Annotated in this window: 18 protein-coding genes; 10 read left to right on the forward strand and 8 right to left on the reverse strand. The window is 73.4% G+C overall.

Features of this window, described 5'->3' with window-relative positions; all coding sequences use genetic code 11:
* The 3 genes from ABT118_RS16410 to ABT118_RS16420 all read right to left on the reverse strand — a co-directional run bounded on the left by ABT118_RS16410 (position 1) and on the right by ABT118_RS16420 (position 2,292).
* Positions 1 to 1,011 (reverse strand): isopenicillin N synthase family dioxygenase, encoded by a 1,011-nt coding sequence (locus ABT118_RS16410; protein WP_350669000.1) that lies wholly within the window; start codon positions 1,009 to 1,011, stop codon positions 1 to 3.
* 287 nt (positions 1,012 to 1,298) lie between these two features.
* Complete coding sequence (locus ABT118_RS16415; RefSeq protein ID WP_350669003.1) at positions 1,299 to 1,721, reverse strand: VOC family protein; 423 nt, start codon at positions 1,719 to 1,721, stop codon at positions 1,299 to 1,301.
* Positions 1,722 to 1,878: 157 nt separating this feature from the next.
* Positions 1,879 to 2,292: a nuclear transport factor 2 family protein gene (locus tag ABT118_RS16420; RefSeq protein ID WP_350669004.1), complete on the reverse strand. Its 414-nt coding sequence runs from the start codon at positions 2,290 to 2,292 to the stop codon at positions 1,879 to 1,881.
* Positions 2,293 to 2,436: 144 nt separating this feature from the next.
* Between ABT118_RS16420 and ABT118_RS16425 the strand changes: the two genes are divergently transcribed.
* From ABT118_RS16425 to ABT118_RS16455, 7 genes are all read left to right on the forward strand, one after another.
* Entirely contained in the window at positions 2,437 to 4,083 is a 1,647-nt protein-coding gene (locus ABT118_RS16425) for a sensor histidine kinase (protein WP_350669005.1), read from the forward strand.
* Positions 4,080 to 4,766 carry a response regulator gene (locus tag ABT118_RS16430; protein WP_350669006.1) on the forward strand — a complete coding sequence of 229 codons (687 nt, stop codon included), beginning with the start codon at positions 4,080 to 4,082 and terminating at the stop codon, positions 4,764 to 4,766. The genes ABT118_RS16425 and ABT118_RS16430 overlap by 4 nt, the downstream gene beginning before the upstream one ends.
* A gap of 174 nt (positions 4,767 to 4,940) precedes the next feature.
* Positions 4,941 to 5,708: an ABC transporter ATP-binding protein gene (locus ABT118_RS16435; RefSeq protein WP_350669007.1), complete on the forward strand. Its 768-nt coding sequence runs from the start codon at positions 4,941 to 4,943 to the stop codon at positions 5,706 to 5,708.
* Between the two features lie 58 nt (positions 5,709 to 5,766).
* Complete coding sequence (locus tag ABT118_RS16440; RefSeq protein ID WP_350669008.1) at positions 5,767 to 8,340, forward strand: ABC transporter permease; 2,574 nt, start codon at positions 5,767 to 5,769, stop codon at positions 8,338 to 8,340.
* 154 nt (positions 8,341 to 8,494) lie between these two features.
* The gene (locus tag ABT118_RS16445; RefSeq protein WP_350669009.1) at positions 8,495 to 9,112 is read left to right on the forward strand and encodes a dihydrofolate reductase family protein; all 618 of its coding nucleotides are present in this window, start codon (positions 8,495 to 8,497) and stop codon (positions 9,110 to 9,112) included.
* 72 nt (positions 9,113 to 9,184) lie between these two features.
* Entirely contained in the window at positions 9,185 to 9,508 is a 324-nt protein-coding gene (locus tag ABT118_RS16450) for a YciI family protein (protein ID WP_350669010.1), read from the forward strand.
* The gene (locus tag ABT118_RS16455; protein WP_350669012.1) at positions 9,505 to 10,740 is read left to right on the forward strand and encodes an RNA polymerase sigma factor; all 1,236 of its coding nucleotides are present in this window, start codon (positions 9,505 to 9,507) and stop codon (positions 10,738 to 10,740) included. Before ABT118_RS16450 ends, ABT118_RS16455 begins: the two co-directional genes overlap by 4 nt.
* Positions 10,741 to 10,824: 84 nt before the next feature.
* Here the strand turns inward: ABT118_RS16455 and ABT118_RS16460 are convergent, their stop codons facing one another.
* Entirely contained in the window at positions 10,825 to 12,210 is a 1,386-nt protein-coding gene (locus ABT118_RS16460; RefSeq protein WP_350669013.1) for an NAD(P)-binding domain-containing protein, read from the reverse strand.
* A 129-nt stretch (positions 12,211 to 12,339) separates the two neighbouring features.
* Between ABT118_RS16460 and ABT118_RS16465 the strand changes: the two genes are divergently transcribed.
* Both ABT118_RS16465 and ABT118_RS16470 read left to right on the forward strand, forming a co-directional pair.
* Positions 12,340 to 12,693, forward strand: coding sequence for an ArsR/SmtB family transcription factor (locus ABT118_RS16465; protein WP_350669014.1), 354 nt, complete (start codon positions 12,340 to 12,342; stop codon positions 12,691 to 12,693).
* Positions 12,694 to 12,752: 59 nt separating this feature from the next.
* Positions 12,753 to 13,226: a GNAT family N-acetyltransferase gene (locus ABT118_RS16470; protein WP_350669221.1), complete on the forward strand. Its 474-nt coding sequence runs from the start codon at positions 12,753 to 12,755 to the stop codon at positions 13,224 to 13,226.
* Positions 13,227 to 13,274: 48 nt separating this feature from the next.
* On the opposite strand, the gene ABT118_RS16475 is transcribed toward ABT118_RS16470, so the two are convergent.
* The 4 genes from ABT118_RS16475 to ABT118_RS16490 form a co-directional block, all read right to left on the reverse strand.
* The gene (locus ABT118_RS16475) at positions 13,275 to 13,463 is read right to left on the reverse strand and encodes a hypothetical protein (RefSeq protein WP_350669015.1); all 189 of its coding nucleotides are present in this window, start codon (positions 13,461 to 13,463) and stop codon (positions 13,275 to 13,277) included.
* A 445-nt stretch (positions 13,464 to 13,908) separates the two neighbouring features.
* A complete protein-coding gene (locus ABT118_RS16480) occupies positions 13,909 to 14,943 on the reverse strand; it encodes an ArsO family NAD(P)H-dependent flavin-containing monooxygenase (RefSeq protein WP_350669016.1) in 1,035 nt (344 codons plus the stop codon).
* The gene (locus tag ABT118_RS16485) at positions 14,940 to 15,674 is read right to left on the reverse strand and encodes an aquaporin (protein WP_502884572.1); all 735 of its coding nucleotides are present in this window, start codon (positions 15,672 to 15,674) and stop codon (positions 14,940 to 14,942) included. Before ABT118_RS16485 ends, ABT118_RS16480 begins: the two co-directional genes overlap by 4 nt.
* 49 nt (positions 15,675 to 15,723) lie before the next feature.
* Positions 15,724 to 16,080: an ArsR/SmtB family transcription factor gene (locus tag ABT118_RS16490; protein WP_502884567.1), complete on the reverse strand. Its 357-nt coding sequence runs from the start codon at positions 16,078 to 16,080 to the stop codon at positions 15,724 to 15,726.
* Positions 16,081 to 16,199: 119 nt separating this feature from the next.
* Here ABT118_RS16490 and ABT118_RS16495 point away from each other — a divergent pair, with 119 nt between their 5' ends.
* Positions 16,200 to 16,631 (forward strand): arsenate reductase ArsC, encoded by a 432-nt coding sequence (locus ABT118_RS16495; RefSeq protein WP_350669020.1) that lies wholly within the window; start codon positions 16,200 to 16,202, stop codon positions 16,629 to 16,631.
* The last annotated feature ends 219 nt before the right edge of the window (positions 16,632 to 16,850 follow it).

Here is a 16,850-nt window from a genome sequence, read left to right on the forward strand (position 1 = left end):
TCAGGAGGCCAGCAGCTCCGGGTGGTGGCGCCTCGTCACCTCGGGGTGGGCGCGGGCGTAGCCCTTGAGCTCGTTCCGGCCGAACTCGGCGAAGAGCGGGTTCTCCGGGTCCTTGGTGGCGCCGGGGGCGTGGTGGGCCAGCGGGAAGTCGAGCGGGGTGATGTGGGCGTCCAGCCGGGGGTTGTAGAAGAACGGGACGGAGAACCGCTCGCGGGCGCCCGGCGGGCTCACCACCCGGTGACTGGTGGCCTTGAGGTAACCGTCGGTGGCGACCTCGAGCAATTCGCCCAGGTTGACCACGAAGGCACCGGGCAGGGGTGGCACGGAGAGGAAGGTGCCGTCGGGGCGCAGCACTTCGAGGCCGCCGACGTCGTCCTGGAGCAGCAGGGTGATGAAGCCGTAGTCCTTGTGCGCCCCGACGCCCTGCGGTGCGCCGTCCGGCGCGGTGCCGGGGTAGCGCACCAGCTTGAGCCGCAGGTGCGGGTGGCCGGCGAAGGCGTAGTCGTAGAAGTCGGGGCGGGCGCCGATCGCGGTGAGCAGCTCGTGCAGCAGCCGGGCGGCGACCGAGCCCAGGTGGTCGATCCAGTTCAGGGCGGCGGCGCGCAGGCCGGGGACGGCGGCGGGCCACTGGTTCGGCCCCTCCAGCCACCAGTACGGCTGCTCGCCGGGGCCCGGTACGTGCGGGGGCAGTTCGGCGCCGATGTCGAGCTGGTCGCGCCAGTCCCGGCTGCCGGCGGTGCGTTCGGTGCCGGTGCGGGTGTAGCCCCGGTAGTGCGGGGAGTTGAGGTTGCTGACGGCGAGTCGGTCGGCCTCCGGGAGCGCGAAGAAGGCGTGCATGGCGTCGGTCAGCCCGGCGGTCTCCCCGGCGGTCACGCCGTGGCCGGTGAGCTGGAAGAAACCGACCTCGGTGGCCGCGGCGCGCAGCGAGTCGTGCAGCCGGGTCCGGTCGGCGGCGGAGCCGTCGGCGAGCGAGAGGTCGATGACGGGGAGGCCGGTGAGTTGCGCTGTCATGGCTGCCTTCCGCAGTGAGTCCCCCCGGGATCGGACACAGCACCAGGTTAGCTCCGCAGGGGCTTGACCTGGCGCTGAACCGGAGGAGACTGGTACGTACACCCCGGATCACCGGATGCAGCCCGCCCCGCCGGCAGAGACGTCCGCCCGCCCCGCGAGAGCACACATCCAAGCCCCCGGTCAGGCCCCCGGCAACTCCGCTCGGGTCCGGTTCTCGGCGACGACCGAGCCCCGGCTTCGAGGCGGAAGTACCGGGGACTGCGCTGCCCGCCCGCGTCCGTCCGGGTCTACCCGCGCGGCTCCCCGGGGTAGGTGCCGAAGCTCCAGAGATTGTCCTCGGGGTCACGCACGGTGAAGGTGCGGGACCCCTCCGCGCCGTAGTCGGTGTCGCTCGGCCCGGCGACCACCTTCGCCCCGGCCGCGACGGCCCGGGCGAACAGGGCGTCCACGTCCCCGGTGACCACGACGTACGCGCCGAAGTTCCCCGGCTTCAGCGGCCACGGGTCGTCACCGCCGCCCTCCACGTGGGCCGAACCGAGCATGATCCCGCCACCGGCGGGCCAGCTGAGCTGGGCGTGGTGGACGAAGCCCTCGTCGGCGTACACGGCGTTCGCCTCGAAGCCGAACGCCTCGGTCAGGAACCGGATCAGCGCGTGGGCGTCGTGCGCCCGCAGGCTGGGCCAGACCTGGGGCGGGGGCGGCTGGGTCATCGGGGTCCTCCAGGGGTACGGGAGTGCAGGCGAGTCGTCCGTCCGAGCCCAGGGTAGGACGGGCCCGCGCTGCTCCCGGGGATGTCCGCCCGGCCGGTCCGCGGTGGCGTGGAGGCCCGGGGGCGGTACCGGCGCACACCGGTGGCGGGAGCCCGGCTCAGTCCGTCAGGGCGGGGGAGAAGTAGTCCCGCAGCCGGGCGATCCTCCCGTCGCGGATGCGGAAGATCTGCACCAGCGAGACGGTCACGTTGTCCGCATCCCCCTCCCCGTCGAAGACCGTGTCGATCTCGGCGATGAAGACATCGGGGTCGGCGGTGGTGTGCAGCACGTACCCGGTCTTCGCGAGGTTCGGTGCCCGGCCTCCCGTCACCGGCCGCGCGTAGTACGCCGCCATCGCACTGCGGATCGCCTCACGGCCCACCAGCCGCCGGGGGAATCCCGCACCGTCGGCCAGCAGCGGCGCCTCGAACACGCCGTCCTCGGTGAACTGCCCGGCGAGCGCATCGGCATCCCGGCTCAGGGTGCCGGCGTACACGTACTGCTCGAAGATCTCCTGCGGCGTTCGGGACACGGCGGCCTCCCCGGGCTCGGACAACAGAGGGCCACGATGCCACAGCGGGCGTCCCGGAGGGGCGGACGGCTCTGGCTTCTGACGGAGCGGCACCTCATCCCCAGGTCGGACGGGACGTGCACGACCGCCCCGGAGAATGGGCCGATGACCCCCGTATCCCGTCATCCGTTCACCGCACCCGGCGAAGCAGGCCGGGGGGTGTGGCGCGCGCTCGCGGAGGTGGGCGGGGGCGCGGTGCTGATGCTGCTCACCCAGCAGGTGCTGGGCGGCCGGGGGCCGGCCGGGGAGGTGCAGGTGCTCCTCGGGGGTGCCGGGCTCGTGCTGTTCGCGGTGCGGCGGCGGTTCCCGGTGCCGGGTCTGCTGGGGGTGTCCGTGGTCCTGGGCCTGCTGCCGGCCGCCGGGCTGCCGGCCGCGGTGACCGCGTACGGCGTCGCCGGGCACCTGGCGGCGTCCCGGCGGCGGAGTGCGGTGCTGCTGGGCGCGTCGGGGCTGACGACGCTGGTCTGTGCCGTGTCCGCCCCGGGCCTGGGGCTGGGTGGTCACGGGTTCGGGTTCGCGCTCGGGGCCGTGCTGGCCGCAACCACGTTGCTGGTGCCGGGACTTCTCGGTATCTCGGGCGGCCAGGAGGACCGGCTGCTGCGGGCGCTGCGGGAACGGGCGGCTGCGGCGGAGAGCGAATCCCGGATCCACGAGCGGTCCCGGATCGCCGCCGAGATGCACGACCTGCTCGGGCACCGGCTCAGCCTGATCTCGCTGCACGCGGGCGGTCTGGAGCTGGCCCTGCAGAAGGAGTCGCCCGAACTGCGCGACGACGCGGCCCTGGTGCGCCGGGCCACCGGGGACGCGATGCGGGAACTGCGGGAAGTGCTCGGCGTACTGGGCCCGTTGGGGCGGGACACCGGGCCAGACGCCCTGACCGACAGCACCGGCACCCGGTCCGACGTCGAGGCGCTGGCCGAGGGGTCGCGCAGCGGCGGCATACCCGTCGAACTCACCTGGGACGGACCCGACCTGAACGACCGTCCGGCCCAGGTCCGGCGGGCGGTGCACCGGGTGGTGCGGGAGTCGCTGACCAACGTGCACCGGTACGCCGTCGGGGTCGGGGTCACCGTGGCGGTCACGCACACCGGCGACCGGGTGGACGTGCTCGTACGCAACGGGCTTCCGCCCGGGGCACCGGAGGCGGCGACCGGCCTGGGTTCGGGGCGCGGCCTGGTCGGGCTGCGGGAACGGGTGGGTCTGCTCGGCGGCACCCTGGAGGCGGGCCCGACCCCGGCCGGGGGCTTCGCGGTGACGGCACGGATCCCGGCGCAGCCGGTACCGGGAGCGAGCTCCGCCGTCGCCGGCGCGCCGCCGTTCGACCGTGCACCCGCCGCGGGTGTCCGGCGCCGTACAGTGAACGCGCTCAGCGGGCTGCTCGGCCTCCTGGGCGTGGGCGTGATGATGATGTGCGGTCTCCTGCTGGTCGTCCACGCGTTCCCGGAGCCCGACCCCCGCCGGCACGAGCCGCCCCGGATCGGGATGGCGCGGCAGCTGGTCGAGCAGGCCGTCTACGGGGACAACCCGGTGGCGCGGGCGGCGGCGACGGGCCGGGAGCCGGCCCGTGCGGAGCCCGTGACCAGCTGCCTGTACTCGACCTTCGCGTCCGAGGACCCGGCCATGCCGGGTTCGGCGGAGGGGCCCGATCGGCTCGGGATCACCAGGTACTGCTTCCGTGGCGATACGTTGGCCACGATCGACCGCTTCGCCGTGCCCATGGTGTCGCGCACGCCTCCGTGGGAGTCCCGATGACCGTCCTTCCCGGTTTTGACCGCCGCCCGATCCGGGTGCTGCTCGCCGACGACGAGGAGCTGATCCGGCACGGCGTCCGGCTGATCCTGCGTCATGCCGAAGGCATCGAGGTGGTCGGCGAGGCGGCCAACGGCGAGGAGGCCGTGCGGCTCGCCGGCGAGACCCGTCCCGATGTGGCCCTGATCGACATCCGGATGCCCGTGCTCGACGGGCTCGCCACGATCGAGCGGCTGGTCGCCCTCCGGCCCCGGCCGCAGGTCGTCATGCTCACCACCTTCGGCGACGAGAACAACGTGACCAGTGCGCTGCGGTCCGGTGCCACCGGCTTTCTGCTCAAGGACGAGGGGCCGCAGGAACTGGTCGGCGCGGTCCGGGCCGCCGCAGCGGGCGATGCGGTCCTCTCGCCCAAGGTCACCCGCAGCGTCATCGATCGCATGCTCAGCGGGGTCGGGGCCGGGGCCGGCGCGGTCGACCCCGGGCCGCGGCTGGCCGCGCTCACCGACCGGGAGCGCGACATCCTGGTGCTGCTGGGCCACGGCCTCGCCAACGCGGAGATCGCCCGCCAACTCGGCATCGGCGTGGGCACGGTGAAGACGCACGTCAGCGCCGTGCTGGAGAAGACGGGCACGGGCAGCCGGGTCCAGGCGGCGGTGCTCGCGCACCGGACGGGGCTGGTCTCCTGACGGGTCTCTGCCGGAGGACAGAGCGCCCCGTCCGCCCCGAGGACCACCCGCGCCCCTTGGTCCGCCCTCGGACGGACCGGGGATGCACGCCCTGGGGCCGACGGTTCGTCAGCAGGGCGGATCGAGGATGAAGTCACCGCACTTCGTCCCCGTCCCCGCACCTCCGGAGTTGACATGTCGACACGAGCCCCCGCCTCCGCCCGCTCCGCCGCCGCCCGGGCCACCGGGCTGAGCAAGGTCTACGGCGAGGGCGAGACCCGGGTGGTCGCCCTGGACTCGGTCTCGGTGGAGTTCGGACGCGGCCGGTTCACCGCGATCATGGGGCCGTCCGGCTCCGGCAAGTCGACCCTGATGCACTGCATGGCGGGTCTCGACCCCGTCTCCGCGGGCTCCGCACGGATCGGGGACATCGAGCTGTCCGGCCTGGACGAACGCCGGCTCACCCGGTTGCGCCGGGACAGCGTCGGGTTCGTCTTCCAGGCGTTCAACCTGCTGCCCACCCTGACAGCGCTGGAGAACATCGCGCTTCCACTGGCCATCGCGGGCCGCAGGCCGGACCGGCGCTGGCTGGACACGGTGGTGGCGACCGTCGGCCTCGCCGACCGGCTGGGCCACCGCCCCGCCCAGCTCTCCGGCGGCCAGCAGCAGCGGGTCGCGGTGGCCCGCGCCCTCGCGTCCCGGCCGCAGATCGTCTTCGCGGACGAGCCGACCGGTAACCTGGACTCCCGGTCCGGCGCCGAGATCCTGGGCTTCCTGCGGGACTCCGTACGGGAGTTGGGCCAGACCGTCGTGATGGTCACCCACGACCCGACGGCCGCCGCCTACGCCGACCGGGTGGTCTTCCTGGCCGACGGCCGGCTCACCGACGAGCTGCTCGCACCGACCGCCGAAGGCGTCCTGGAGCGGATGCGGCGCTTCGACGCCACGGCCCGTACTAGCTGAGCCAACTGACGTTCCCCCGAGCCTACTTCGCCCCGCACCCAGAACCGGGACCACCACCATGCTGCGTACAGCCCTGCGCAACGTCCTCGCGTACCGAGCCCGCCTGGTCATGACGGCCCTCGCGATCACGCTCGGCGTCGCCTTCGTCTCCGGCACGCTCGTCTTCGGCGACACCGTCGCCGAAGGCCTTCGCGGCGCTTCCGCCAGGAGCCTCAAGGACGTTGCGGTCTCCGTCCAGGCCACCACCCGGCGGAGCTCCGACCGGGAGGCGGACGACACCCGCACCACGGTGCTCACCGGCGAGCTAGCCGACCGGGTCCGCGCCGTGCCCGGCGTCACCTCGGTGCGGCCCACCGTGAACGGCACCGCCACCCTGGCCGCCAAGGACGGCCGCCCCCTGAACGCCGACCACAACTGGCAGAACCTGGCCACCAATTACGCCCCGGACGCACCCCACGGCGGCCGGGACAGCCGCTTCCCCGTCAGTGCCGGACGCGGCCCCGCCACCGGCGGCGAGATGGCGCTGGACCGCCGGACCGCCGCGAAGGCGGGCTACGCCGTCGGCGACTCCGTCCGCTTCGCCACCCAGGGCCCCACGCTCACCAAGACGCTGGTCGGCACCGTCGACACCGACGACCCGCGCGTGACGGCGGGCGGCAGCCTGGCGCTGTTCGACACCGGTACCGCCCAGCAGCTCTTCCTGCAGCCGGGCCGGTTCGACGAACTGGTGGTCGCCTCCGCACCCGGCACCGACGACCGGGAACTGGCCGACCGGATCCGCGCCCTGCTGCCGACCGAGGACATCACGGTCACCGACGGGGCCCGGCTCGTGCAGGAGCAGGCGGAGCAGATCACCCGGAACACCAAGGAGCTGACCCGGACGCTGCTGGCCTTCGCCGGGATCGCCCTGTTCGTCGGCGCCTTCACCATCGCCAACACCTACACCATGCTGATCGCCCAACGCAGCCGTGAGACCGCCCTGTTGCGCGCCATCGGGGCCCTGCGCGGCCAGGTCGTCCGGGCGGTCCTGGTCGAGGCCGCGCTGCTCGGGTTCGGCGCCTCGGCGGTCGGGTTCGCGCTCGGCACCGGCCTCGCGGCCGGTCTCGGGCCGATCCTCGACGCGAGCGGCGCCGACCTGCCGGACGGCCCGCTGGTCATCTCCGCCGACACGCTGCTGCAGTCCCTCGCGGTCGGCGTCGGCGTCACCCTGCTCGCCGCCTGGCTGCCGGCCCGCAGGGCCGCGAAGGTCGCACCGGTGCAGGCGCTGAGCCGGGTCGACCTGATGCCGCCCCGGCGCGGCACCGCGCTCCGCCACGGCCTCGGCGGGCTGCTCGCCGGCACCGGGGTGCTGACCCTGCTGTACGTCTCCACCCGGACGGACGGATCCGACTCCAACCTCCAGGCCGCCGCGCTCGGTTCGGTGCTGGTGCTGACCGGCACCATCGTGCTCGCACCGCTGCTGTCCCGGCTGCCGATCCGGCTCGCGGGGGCGGTCACCACCCGGCTGTTCGGCGTCAGCGGCAGGCTGGCCCAGGAGAACGCGCTGCGCAACCCGCGCCGTACCGCCGCCACCGCCTCGGCCCTGATGATCGGGCTCACCCTGCTCACCGGCCTGAGCGTGACCGGGAGTTCGACCGACGCCGCGCTCCGGGCGGCGGCCGTGCAGGGCCTGACGGCGGACTACAAGGTGTCCAACGCCGGACCCGGCGGGATCGACCCCGCGCTCGGCGCGAAGGTGGCCGAAGTCCCGGGCGTCGCGCAGGCGGCGCCCGTCGCCTCCGCGAACCTCGGGGTGCGGGGCACGTACGTCCCGTTCACCGGCGCGGATCCGCGCCGGCTCGCCGGGGTGGTCGACCTGGAGTTCAGCAGCGGCTCGCTCGCGGAGATCGGCCCCGGCCGGATCGCCGTCTCCGACCGGCTGGCCGAGCGGACCGGCCTGGCGAAGGGCGACACCTTCCTGAGCACGCCGGGCTCCGGCCGCGAACCGGAGGAGCTGACCGTCGTCGGCGTCTACCGGGAGACCCGCACCCTCGGCGGCGCCGTCGGCACCCTGGGCGACGTGCTGCCCCACGCGGTCGGCGGGAGGCTCGACAGCATCCTGGTCAGGGCCGCCGCCGACCGGAGCACCAGCGGCCTCGACCAGGACATCCGCCGGGCCCTCGGCAACAGTCCGCTCCTGCGGGTGCAGGACCAGGAGCAGCTGACGAAGGCTCAGGCCGGGACCATCGACACGCTGCTCACCATGACGTCCGGCCTGCTCGGCATGACGGTCGTGATCGGAGCGCTCGGTGTGGTCAACACCCTGGCGATGTCCGTGGTCGAGCGGACCCGGGAGATCGGGCTGCTGCGCGCGATCGGCCTCGACGGCAGGGGGGTCCGGCAGATGGTCCGGCTGGAGTCGGTGGTGATCTCACTGTTCGGCGCGGTCCTGGGCATCGGCACCGGCATCTTCCTGGCCTGGGCCTGCGGCGGCCTGTCCCGCTCCTCGCTGCCGCAGTACGGGATCGTGCTGCCCTGGGCCCGGCTCGGCCTGTTCCTGCTGCTCGGCCTGGTGATCGGGGTGCTGGCGGCGGTCTGGCCGGCCCGGCGCGCGGCGCGGCTGGACCTGCTGCGGGCGATCGACGCGCAGTAGGCCGGTGACGGCGCGGGAAAGACGGCGCGGGAGAGACGGCGCGAGAAATCCGGGGAAGGAATCTCGGGCAGAGGTGTCGGATCGGGGCGGTGGCGTTCGTAGCAGGGATGAGGCCGCCCGCGAGGGGCGGTACCGAGGCGGAGGAACCACGATCATGAAGCTGACGACCGTGACCCAGGTCAGCATCGATGGAGTGATGCAGGGCAACGGCGGTCCGTCGGACGAGGACCGCAGGAACGGGTTCGAGCGCGGCGGATGGGCCCGGGGCAAGGGTGACCACGGGACCAGGGCGTTCATCGACCGGACCTACGGGCGCGCCGAGGCGTTCCTGTTCGGCCGGCGGACCTACGAGCTGTTCACCGGGTGGGGGAGCCTGACGGCCGAGGACGTCCCCGGTATGGAGTCGGTCGTGGAGGCGTTGAACACGCGACCCAAGTACGTGGCGTCGACCACGCTCACGGATCCGGCGTGGTCGAACACGACCGTCCTGTCCGGAGACGTCGAGGCCGCCGTCCGTGGGCTGAAGGCGGCACCGGGAGGTGAGCTGCAGGTGCACGGCAGCGGCGTCCTGGTCCGGTGGCTGCTGGAGCGCGAGCTGGTCGACGAGATGATCCTGATCGTGGTCCCGGTGGTCGTCGGCCAGGGCACGCGGCTGTTCCCGGCGACCGGTCCGGACCTTGCGCTCGACCTGGTCGAGTCGCGCGCCGATTCCAACGGCGTGATGATCCAGGTCTACCGGCCGGCGGGGCGCCCCCGGTACGCCACGGCCTGAAGTCCCGGACCACCGCACCACGCTGACCCGACGTCCGACCCGACGTCCGACACCAGAGGAGATGATCTTCGGATGCAGTACCTGGTTTCCGTGATCGACGACAAGAGCAATCCCGGCAGCACGGACCGGCAGCCCGCCATCGGGGCGTTCAACGAACGGCTGATCGCCGACGGGCACTGGGTCTTCGCGGGCGGACTCGCGGACACCGATACGGCCACGGTGGTCGACAACCGGGGCGAGCAGGCGGTGTTCAGCGACGGGCCCTTCGTGGAGTCGAAGGAGTACCTCGCCGGTGTCTGGGTGTGGGAGGCGCCCGATCTGGATGTGGCGCTCGGGCTCGCCGCCGAGGCGTCCAGGGTCTGTGACCGGAAGATCGAGGTGCGGCCGTTCCGGTGAGCGGCGTCGAGGAGGCGGTCACCCGGGTCCACCAGGAGGAGTGGGCCCGGGTGGTGGCCGCCCTGACCAGGCGTTTCGGTGACTTCGACCTCGCCGAGGAGGCGGCGGCCGAGGCGTTCGCCATTGCCGTGCAGCGGTGGCGCACCGACGGCGTGCCACCCAACCCGGGCGCCTGGCTGACCACCACCGCCAACCGCAGGGCCATCGACCGGATCCGGCGCGAGAGCAAGCGCGACGACAAGCACAGGGAGGCTCGGACGGTGTACGACGACGACCCGCCGGAGCCGGTCGGCGCGGTCGACGACGACCGGCTCCGACTGGTCTTCACCTGCTGCCACCCGGCGCTGGCGATGGAGGCCCGGGTGGCGCTGACGCTGCGGATGGTCGGCGGTCTGACCGTGCCCGAGATCGCCCGGGCCTTCCTGGTGCGGGAGACCGCTCTGGAGCGGCGGATCACCCGCGCGAAGGCCAAGATCAAGGCGGCTCGGATCCCCTACCGCGTGCCGTCCGCCGAGGATCTGCCGGTGCGGATCTCCGGTGTACTCGCCGTCCTGTACCTGGTGTTCAACGAGGGCTACCTCGCCACCGGCCCCGGCACCGATCCGCTGCGGCACGACCTGACGGCCGAGGCGATCCGGCTCACCCGCCTGCTCCGGACCCTCCTGCCGGACGACGGCGAGGTGGCCGGGCTGCTGGCGCTGATGCTGCTCACCGAGGCCCGCCGCTCCGCCCGGGTCTCGGCCGACGGGGAACTGGTCACCCTGGTCGAGCAGGACCGGGGGGCCTGGGACGCGGCGCTGATCGCCGAGGGCCACCGGCTGGTGCGCGAGCGCCTGGCCGCTGCCGCCGCCGGGGCGGCTCCCGGCCGCTACCAGATCCTCGCCGCGATCAACGCCGTGCACACCTCCGCCCGCGACATCCGTGACACCGACTGGTCGCAGGTCCTCGCCCTCTACGACCGGCTCGTCCGCCTCGACCCGTCACCGGTCGTCGCGCTCAACCGGGCCGTCGCGGTCGCCGAACTCGACGGCCCGGAGGTGGCCCTGGCAGCGGTCGACCGTCTCGACGGCGACCTGGCCGGTTACCACGCCTACCACGCCACCCGCGCCGACCTGCTGCGCAGGCTCGGCCGGAGCCCACAGGCACGGGCGGCCTACGACAAGGCGATCGAACTGGCGGGCAACACCGCCGAGACCGCCTATCTGACCCGCCGTCGGGACCAGCTGGGGTAGCACGCCCCGCGCGCAGCGACGGCGGACGCCGGGGTGTTCACGGGTGCGGCTGACCGTTCGCCGTGGTCGGCCGGATGTGAGCCGTCAGCAGCCGCCGGTGGTGGAGCAGGAGGCGTCGGAGCCGGCCCCTGCGCCGAGGGTGAGGAGCTGGGGCGCGGAGGAGGTCGAGCAGCAGCCGGCGTCGGAGCTCGCGGCCGCTGCGGTGGGCCGGTCGTAGAGGCCGGCGCCGCCGCAGACCCCTGTTTCGGGGAGGGTGAGTTCGACCCGGGCGGCGGCCGCCAGGTCGCCGGCCAGGTGGGCGGCGATGGAGCGGACCTGCTCGTAGCCGGTCAGGGCGAGGAAGGTGGGGGCGCGGCCGTAGGACTTCATGCCGACGAGGTAGACGTCCTTCTCGGGGTGGGAGAGCTCGCTCGCGCCGTGGGGGTAGACGGTGCCGCAGGAGTGCTGGTTGGGGTCGATCAGCGGGGCCAGGGCGGTCGGGGCCTGGAGGCGGTCGTCCAGGCCGAGGCGCAGCTCGGTGAGGAAGGAGAGGTCGGGGCGCAGACCGGTCAGGACGATGATCTCGTCCAGGGCGTCGGTGCGGGTGCCGTCCTCGGAGACGAGGGCGAGGGTGTCGTCGTCGTTCCGCTCGACGGTGGCGGTGCGGAAGCCGGTGAGCGCATCGGCGTACCCGTTGTCGACGGCGGCCTTGGCGGCGAGGCCGAGGGCGCCGCGGGCGGGGAGCTGGTCGGCGGTGCCGCCGCCGTAGGTCGAGCCGGTGATGCCGCGGCGCAGGACCCAGACGGCGTGGGTGCCTGCCTCCTGCTCGGCCAGCTCGGCGAGGGAGGCGAGGGCCGTGAAGGCGGAGGCGCCGGTGCCGACGACGGCGGTGCGCCTGCCGGCGTACCGGGCGCGGACGGCGGGGTCCTTGAGGTCGGGGACCCGGTAGGAGACGCGGTCGGCGCAGGCGCGCTCGCCGAGGGCGGGCAGGCCGTCGGCACCGAGCGGGTTGGGGGTGGAGAAGGTGCCGGAGGCATCGATGACCGCGGCGACGAGCAGGCGCTGCTCGCTCCCGTCGGTGTGGACGGTGTGGACGGTGAAGGGCTGCTGGTCGCGGTCGGCGTCGACGATGCGGTCGCGTCCGGCGCGGGCGACGCCGGTGACGCGGGTGTCGTAGCGGACGCGGTCGCCGAGGGCGTCGGCGAGGGGCTGGAGGTAGTGGGCGGCCCAGTCGCCGCCGGTCGGGTAGGCGGTGGGATCGGGGCGGGTCCAGCCGGTGGGGGCGAGCAGCTGCTCGGCGGCGGGGTCGACGACCTCGGCCCAGGGGGAGAACAGCCGTACGTGGGACCAGGAGCGCACGGCGGTGGCGGCGGTGGGGCCGGCCTCCAGGACGAGCGGCTCCAGGCCGCGCTCCAGCAGGTGGGCGGCGGCGGCCAGGCCGATCGGGCCGGCGCCGATGACGAGGACGGGCAGGCCGGTGTCGGAGGTCATGGCGGTCTCTCTCCCCTTCGCGTCGGATGGGCGGCAGCGGGGGCCGCTCACCCTGCTGATTCGACAGTTGTCGATGTGGTGGCGTCTCCGACCTTGCCACTGCGTATTGACGGGTGTCAACATAGACATATGTCGAATCTGGAGCTGACCGTCCTGGAGCCCGAGACCGTGCCGTGCTGTGCACCGCTGACCTCGGCCGAGCTTTCGGTGGAGGACTCGGTGCGGATGGCGGCGATGTTCAAGGCGCTCGGCGATCCGGTGCGGCTGCGGCTGTTCTCCAAGGTCGCCTCGCACCCGGGCGGGGAGGCGTGCGTGTGCGACATCCAGGACGTCGGGGTGTCCCAGCCGACCGTCTCCCACCACCTGAAGAAGCTCCGCGAGGCGGGGTTGCTGACGTCCGAGCGCCGGGGCACCTGGGTGTACTACAAGGTCGCCCCCTCGGTGGTGGCCGGCATGTCCGCCCTCCTCGACCTGACCCGCTGACCCACCGCACGCCGAAGGAGCACCTGCCGGTGACCGGCCCGGACTTCACCCTCGCCCCGATGCTGCCCGGCCACGCCGACGAGGTCCTGGCCAGCTACCGGGCCGGGATCGAGGAGGGCAACGCCACCTTCGAGACCACCGCCCCCACCTGGGAGGCGTTCGACGCCGCCCGCCTGCCCGCCCACCGTCACGTCGCCCTCGACCACGACGGTCGGGTGCTGGGCTGGGCGGCGGTCAGTGCGGTCTCGGCGCGGCCCGCGTACGCGGGGGTGGTCGAGCACTCCGTCTACGTCCACCCCGACGCCCGCGGCCGGGGCGTCGCCCGCGCTCTGCTGGAGGCGCTGGTCGCCTCGACCGAGGCGGCGGGGATCTGGACGATCCAGTCCGGGGTGTTCCCGGAGAACACCGCGAGCCTGGCCCTGCACGCGAACGCGGGCTTCCGGATCATCGGCACCCGCGAACGGATCGCCCGCCACCACGGCCGGTGGCGGGACGTGCTGCTGGTCGAACGCCGTAGCCTGGTCGTCGGCTGACTCGAACGGTGCCCGGCCGCGCGCCGACGGCCGGACACCAGGGCCGGGCTACCGGCGGGTGCCGCGCACCGAGCGCACCAGTTCGGCGAACGCCCGGATCACCACCGCCCGTTCAGTCGTGCCGGTGCCGCGCAGGGACAGCGCGAACGCGACGACGAACGCCCCCGCGATGATCAGCAGCGAGAGGACGACGAGCCACGGGGATACGGAAGCCAGATCCGTGAGAGCGGACCACATGGGGGCAGGACTCCTTGACGGTGTGGGTGGAGTCATCCGTCGAAGGGGTGCCCGTGTGGCAGCAGAACCCCAACGACGACAGATGACCTGTCAAGACGCAGGGCCCGAGGCTGCGTCCACACCATCGCGGTGTGTTCGTTGAGATCTGCAAGAGATCGAGTAACGCCTGTTCGAGAGGGAGCGTTGCGCTCCCGTTCGCACAAGGGGCCGTCCTGCCCATCGCGGGCGGGACCCGAAGGGAGCCGTTGCGGCTCCGAAGACCATGGCCTGGCCGTTGCGGCCGGACCTCCCTGGACTGGCTGCTCCAGGCAACACCCTGGGGGATCTACCCGGCAGGGCCCCGGGATCTACCCGAGGGTGCTTCAGTGATAGCACGTCAGCTGGAGAGCTGTCCAGAAGTGGTCTGTGTGCGGCGGGAGTTGGCATCACCACTGGGCCTGGGCGGTCAGTGCAGCAGGTCGGTGATCCCGGTTACGGCGGTGCGGGCGGTGCGGCCCACTCCGATCAGGGTGGCGGAGGCGGGGCCGGTCCAGTCGCCGTAGCCGAGCAGGTGGATGCGCGGGTCCTCGATGCTGCGGGTGCCCCCCTCCAGCGGGATGTGTCCGCCGGGGCGGCGGAGGCCGACCGGGGCGAGGTCGGGCCGGAAGCCCGTGCACCAGATCACCGTGTCGGCCGGCCACACGGTGCCGTCCGCCCACGCCGGCCCGGCGGGAGTGAGGCGGTCGAACATCGGACGGGCCGTCAGTCCGGCGTCGCGGGCGGCTCGTACGGGGGCGGTGGCGACGATGTCGCCGAGGTCGGAGATCCGGGGTCCGTCGTCCTGGACGCGGCGGGTGGCGATCTCGAACAGGGCCCGGCCGTCGATCGCGTCGGGCAGCAGCCGGGGCGGGCGGCGGGTGACCCAGCGGACGGTGGCCACGGCGTGCAGGTCGGCGGCGATCTGGGCGCCGGAGTTGCCGCCGCCGACCACCACGACGCGCTGCCCGGCGAAGCCGGATGTGCCGCGGTAGCCGTGGGTGTGGAGCTGACGGCCCGTGAACCCGGCCCGGCCCGGCACGGCGGGGACGAAGGGGCGCCCCCAGCTGCCGGTGGCCATGACCAGGGCCTGGCTGTGCCAGGTGCCGGAGTCCGTCCGCACGGTGAGGCGCTCGTCGGAGCGGTCGACGCCGTGGACGCGCACGGGCCGGTGGACGGGCAGGTCGTACCGCTTCTCGTACCCGCTCAGGTAGTTCACGACATGAGCGGCATCCGGGTACTCGGTGCCGGACTGCTGCGGCATCGGGCGGCCGGGCAGGGAGGAGTGCGCGGGCGGGGAGAAGATCCGCAGGCCGTCCCAGTAGTGCTGCCACGCTCCGCCCGGCGCGGCGTTGGCGTCGAGGATCGCGAAGTCGAGCCCGGCCCGCCGCAGGTGGTAGCCGGCCGCCAGCCCGGCCTGGCCGGCACCGACCACGACGACCTGGGTGTGCCGGACCGGTGTCACTTCGCGAGGGCCGTTCGGCGGTGGTGGTCGAAGACCAGTGAGACCAGCGCCAGGCCCAGGACGCCTCCGGCGAGCTGGGCGCCGATGAAGGCGGGCACGGAGGCGGGGGCGATACCGGCGAAGGTGTCGGTGAAGGCGCGGCCGATGGTGACGGCGGGGTTGGCGAACGAGGTGGAGGAGGTGAACCAGTACGCCGCGCCGATGTAGCAGGCGACCGCGACGGGGGCGTGCCGGAGCAGGTCGCGCCGGGCGAGGCCGAAGATCAGGAAGAGCAGTCCGGTGGTGGCGACGACCTCGCCGAGCAGCAGGTGCCCGGCGGAGCGGTCGTGCGTCGACCACTTCACCAGGGCTTCGCCGAACATCGCGTCCGCGAGGACGGCCCCGCCGATCGCGCCGGCGGTCTGGGCGGCGGCGTACGCGGCCACCTCGACCGGCCGCAGGCCCTTCGGGTCGTGGCGGCCGTTCCACCACTCGGCGAGGGTGACGACGGGGTTGAAGTGCGCGCCGGAGACCGGGCCGAGCAGCAGGATCAGCACGCCGAGGCCGAAGACGGTGGCCAGCGAGTTGGCCAGCAGCTGGAGGCCGACGTCCTGGGTGAGTTCGGTGGCCTGGATGCCGGAGCCGACCACGACCGCGACCAGGGCGGCGGTGCCGACCAGTTCGGCCGCCACCCGGTTCGGCAGCGGGGTGGCCGGCTGCTCGGTGGTGGTTTCGGGTCTGGCCTCGTCTATGGCGTTCAACGCTGTGGTGCTCCTTGTGCGCGGCGGGGGTGCGGGTCGGTCAGCAGGACCGCTTGAAGCCCGCCTCGGCGGTCAGGCGGGCGGTGGAGGCGAGGGCTGCGAAGTCGGCGGCCAGGCCGGTCAGGGCCTCGGGGCGGAGCGCGTAGTAGGTGAAGCGGCCGCAGGGCTCGGTGTCCACCAGTCCAGCCTCGCGGAGGATCTTCAGGTGGTTGGAGAGGTTGGTCTGCTTCGCGCCGGTCTCCTCCACCAGGTGCGTCGTGCACAGCGCCTCCCGGGAGAGCAGGGAGACGATCCGCATCCGCAGCGGGTCGGCCAGGGCTTTGAGGACCACTGCCGGGTCGGGGACCGTACCGGTGGCCGGAGCCTCGATTGCATCACTGTCGACTGACATCACCATGGGCTGATACGTTACCCGCGCCGGGCCCGCCGGGCGAGCCCCGGTTCTCCTCCGGCCGCCACCGGGGATGTCGTGCGTCCTCGCCCCACGGCCCTGACCTACCCGAAGGAAGACCCGCCATGACCGCCGCCCCTGCTGCCTCCGTGCTGTTCGTCTGCATCCACAACGCCGGCCGCTCCCAGATGGCCGCCGGGTTCCTGCGCCACCTGGCCGGCGACCGCGTCGAGGTCCGCTCGGCCGGCTCGATCCCCGGCGACCGGATCAACCCCTCGGCCGTCGCGGCGATGGCCGAGCTCGGCATCGACATCTCGGACCAGCAGCCGAAGGTGCTCACCACCGAGGCCGTCCGGGCCTCCGACTACGTGATCACCATGGGCTGCGGCGACGCCTGCCCGTACTTCCCCGGCAAGCAGTACCTCGACTGGCAGCTGGAGGACCCGGCCGGCCAGGGCGTCGAGGCCGTCCGCCCGATCCGCGACGCGATCAAGTCCCTGATCGAGAACCTGATCGCCGAGATCGACGCCAAGACCGGGACCGGCCAGGAGAGCTGACCACCTGTCCGGGGTCGAGCAGTCGCTGATCTGCGTCCCCGCCGGGGCACCGCACGGGCACCGGCGGTTCACCCCGCCCGCAGATCCAGAGCGGCCGACATCCTCCTCCGGTGGGCGAATCCGACCCCCGCCGCCTTTGGGGACGTCGAACCAGCGGGTCCGTGGGGTGCGGGGACTCGCCGCAACGCGGCTTCCCGTGCGACTTCGGGCCCTCGCCGG

Source organism: Kitasatospora sp. NPDC002040 (assembly GCF_040296785.1).
In the GTDB taxonomy this organism is placed as follows: Bacteria; Actinomycetota; Actinomycetes; order Streptomycetales; family Streptomycetaceae; genus Kitasatospora.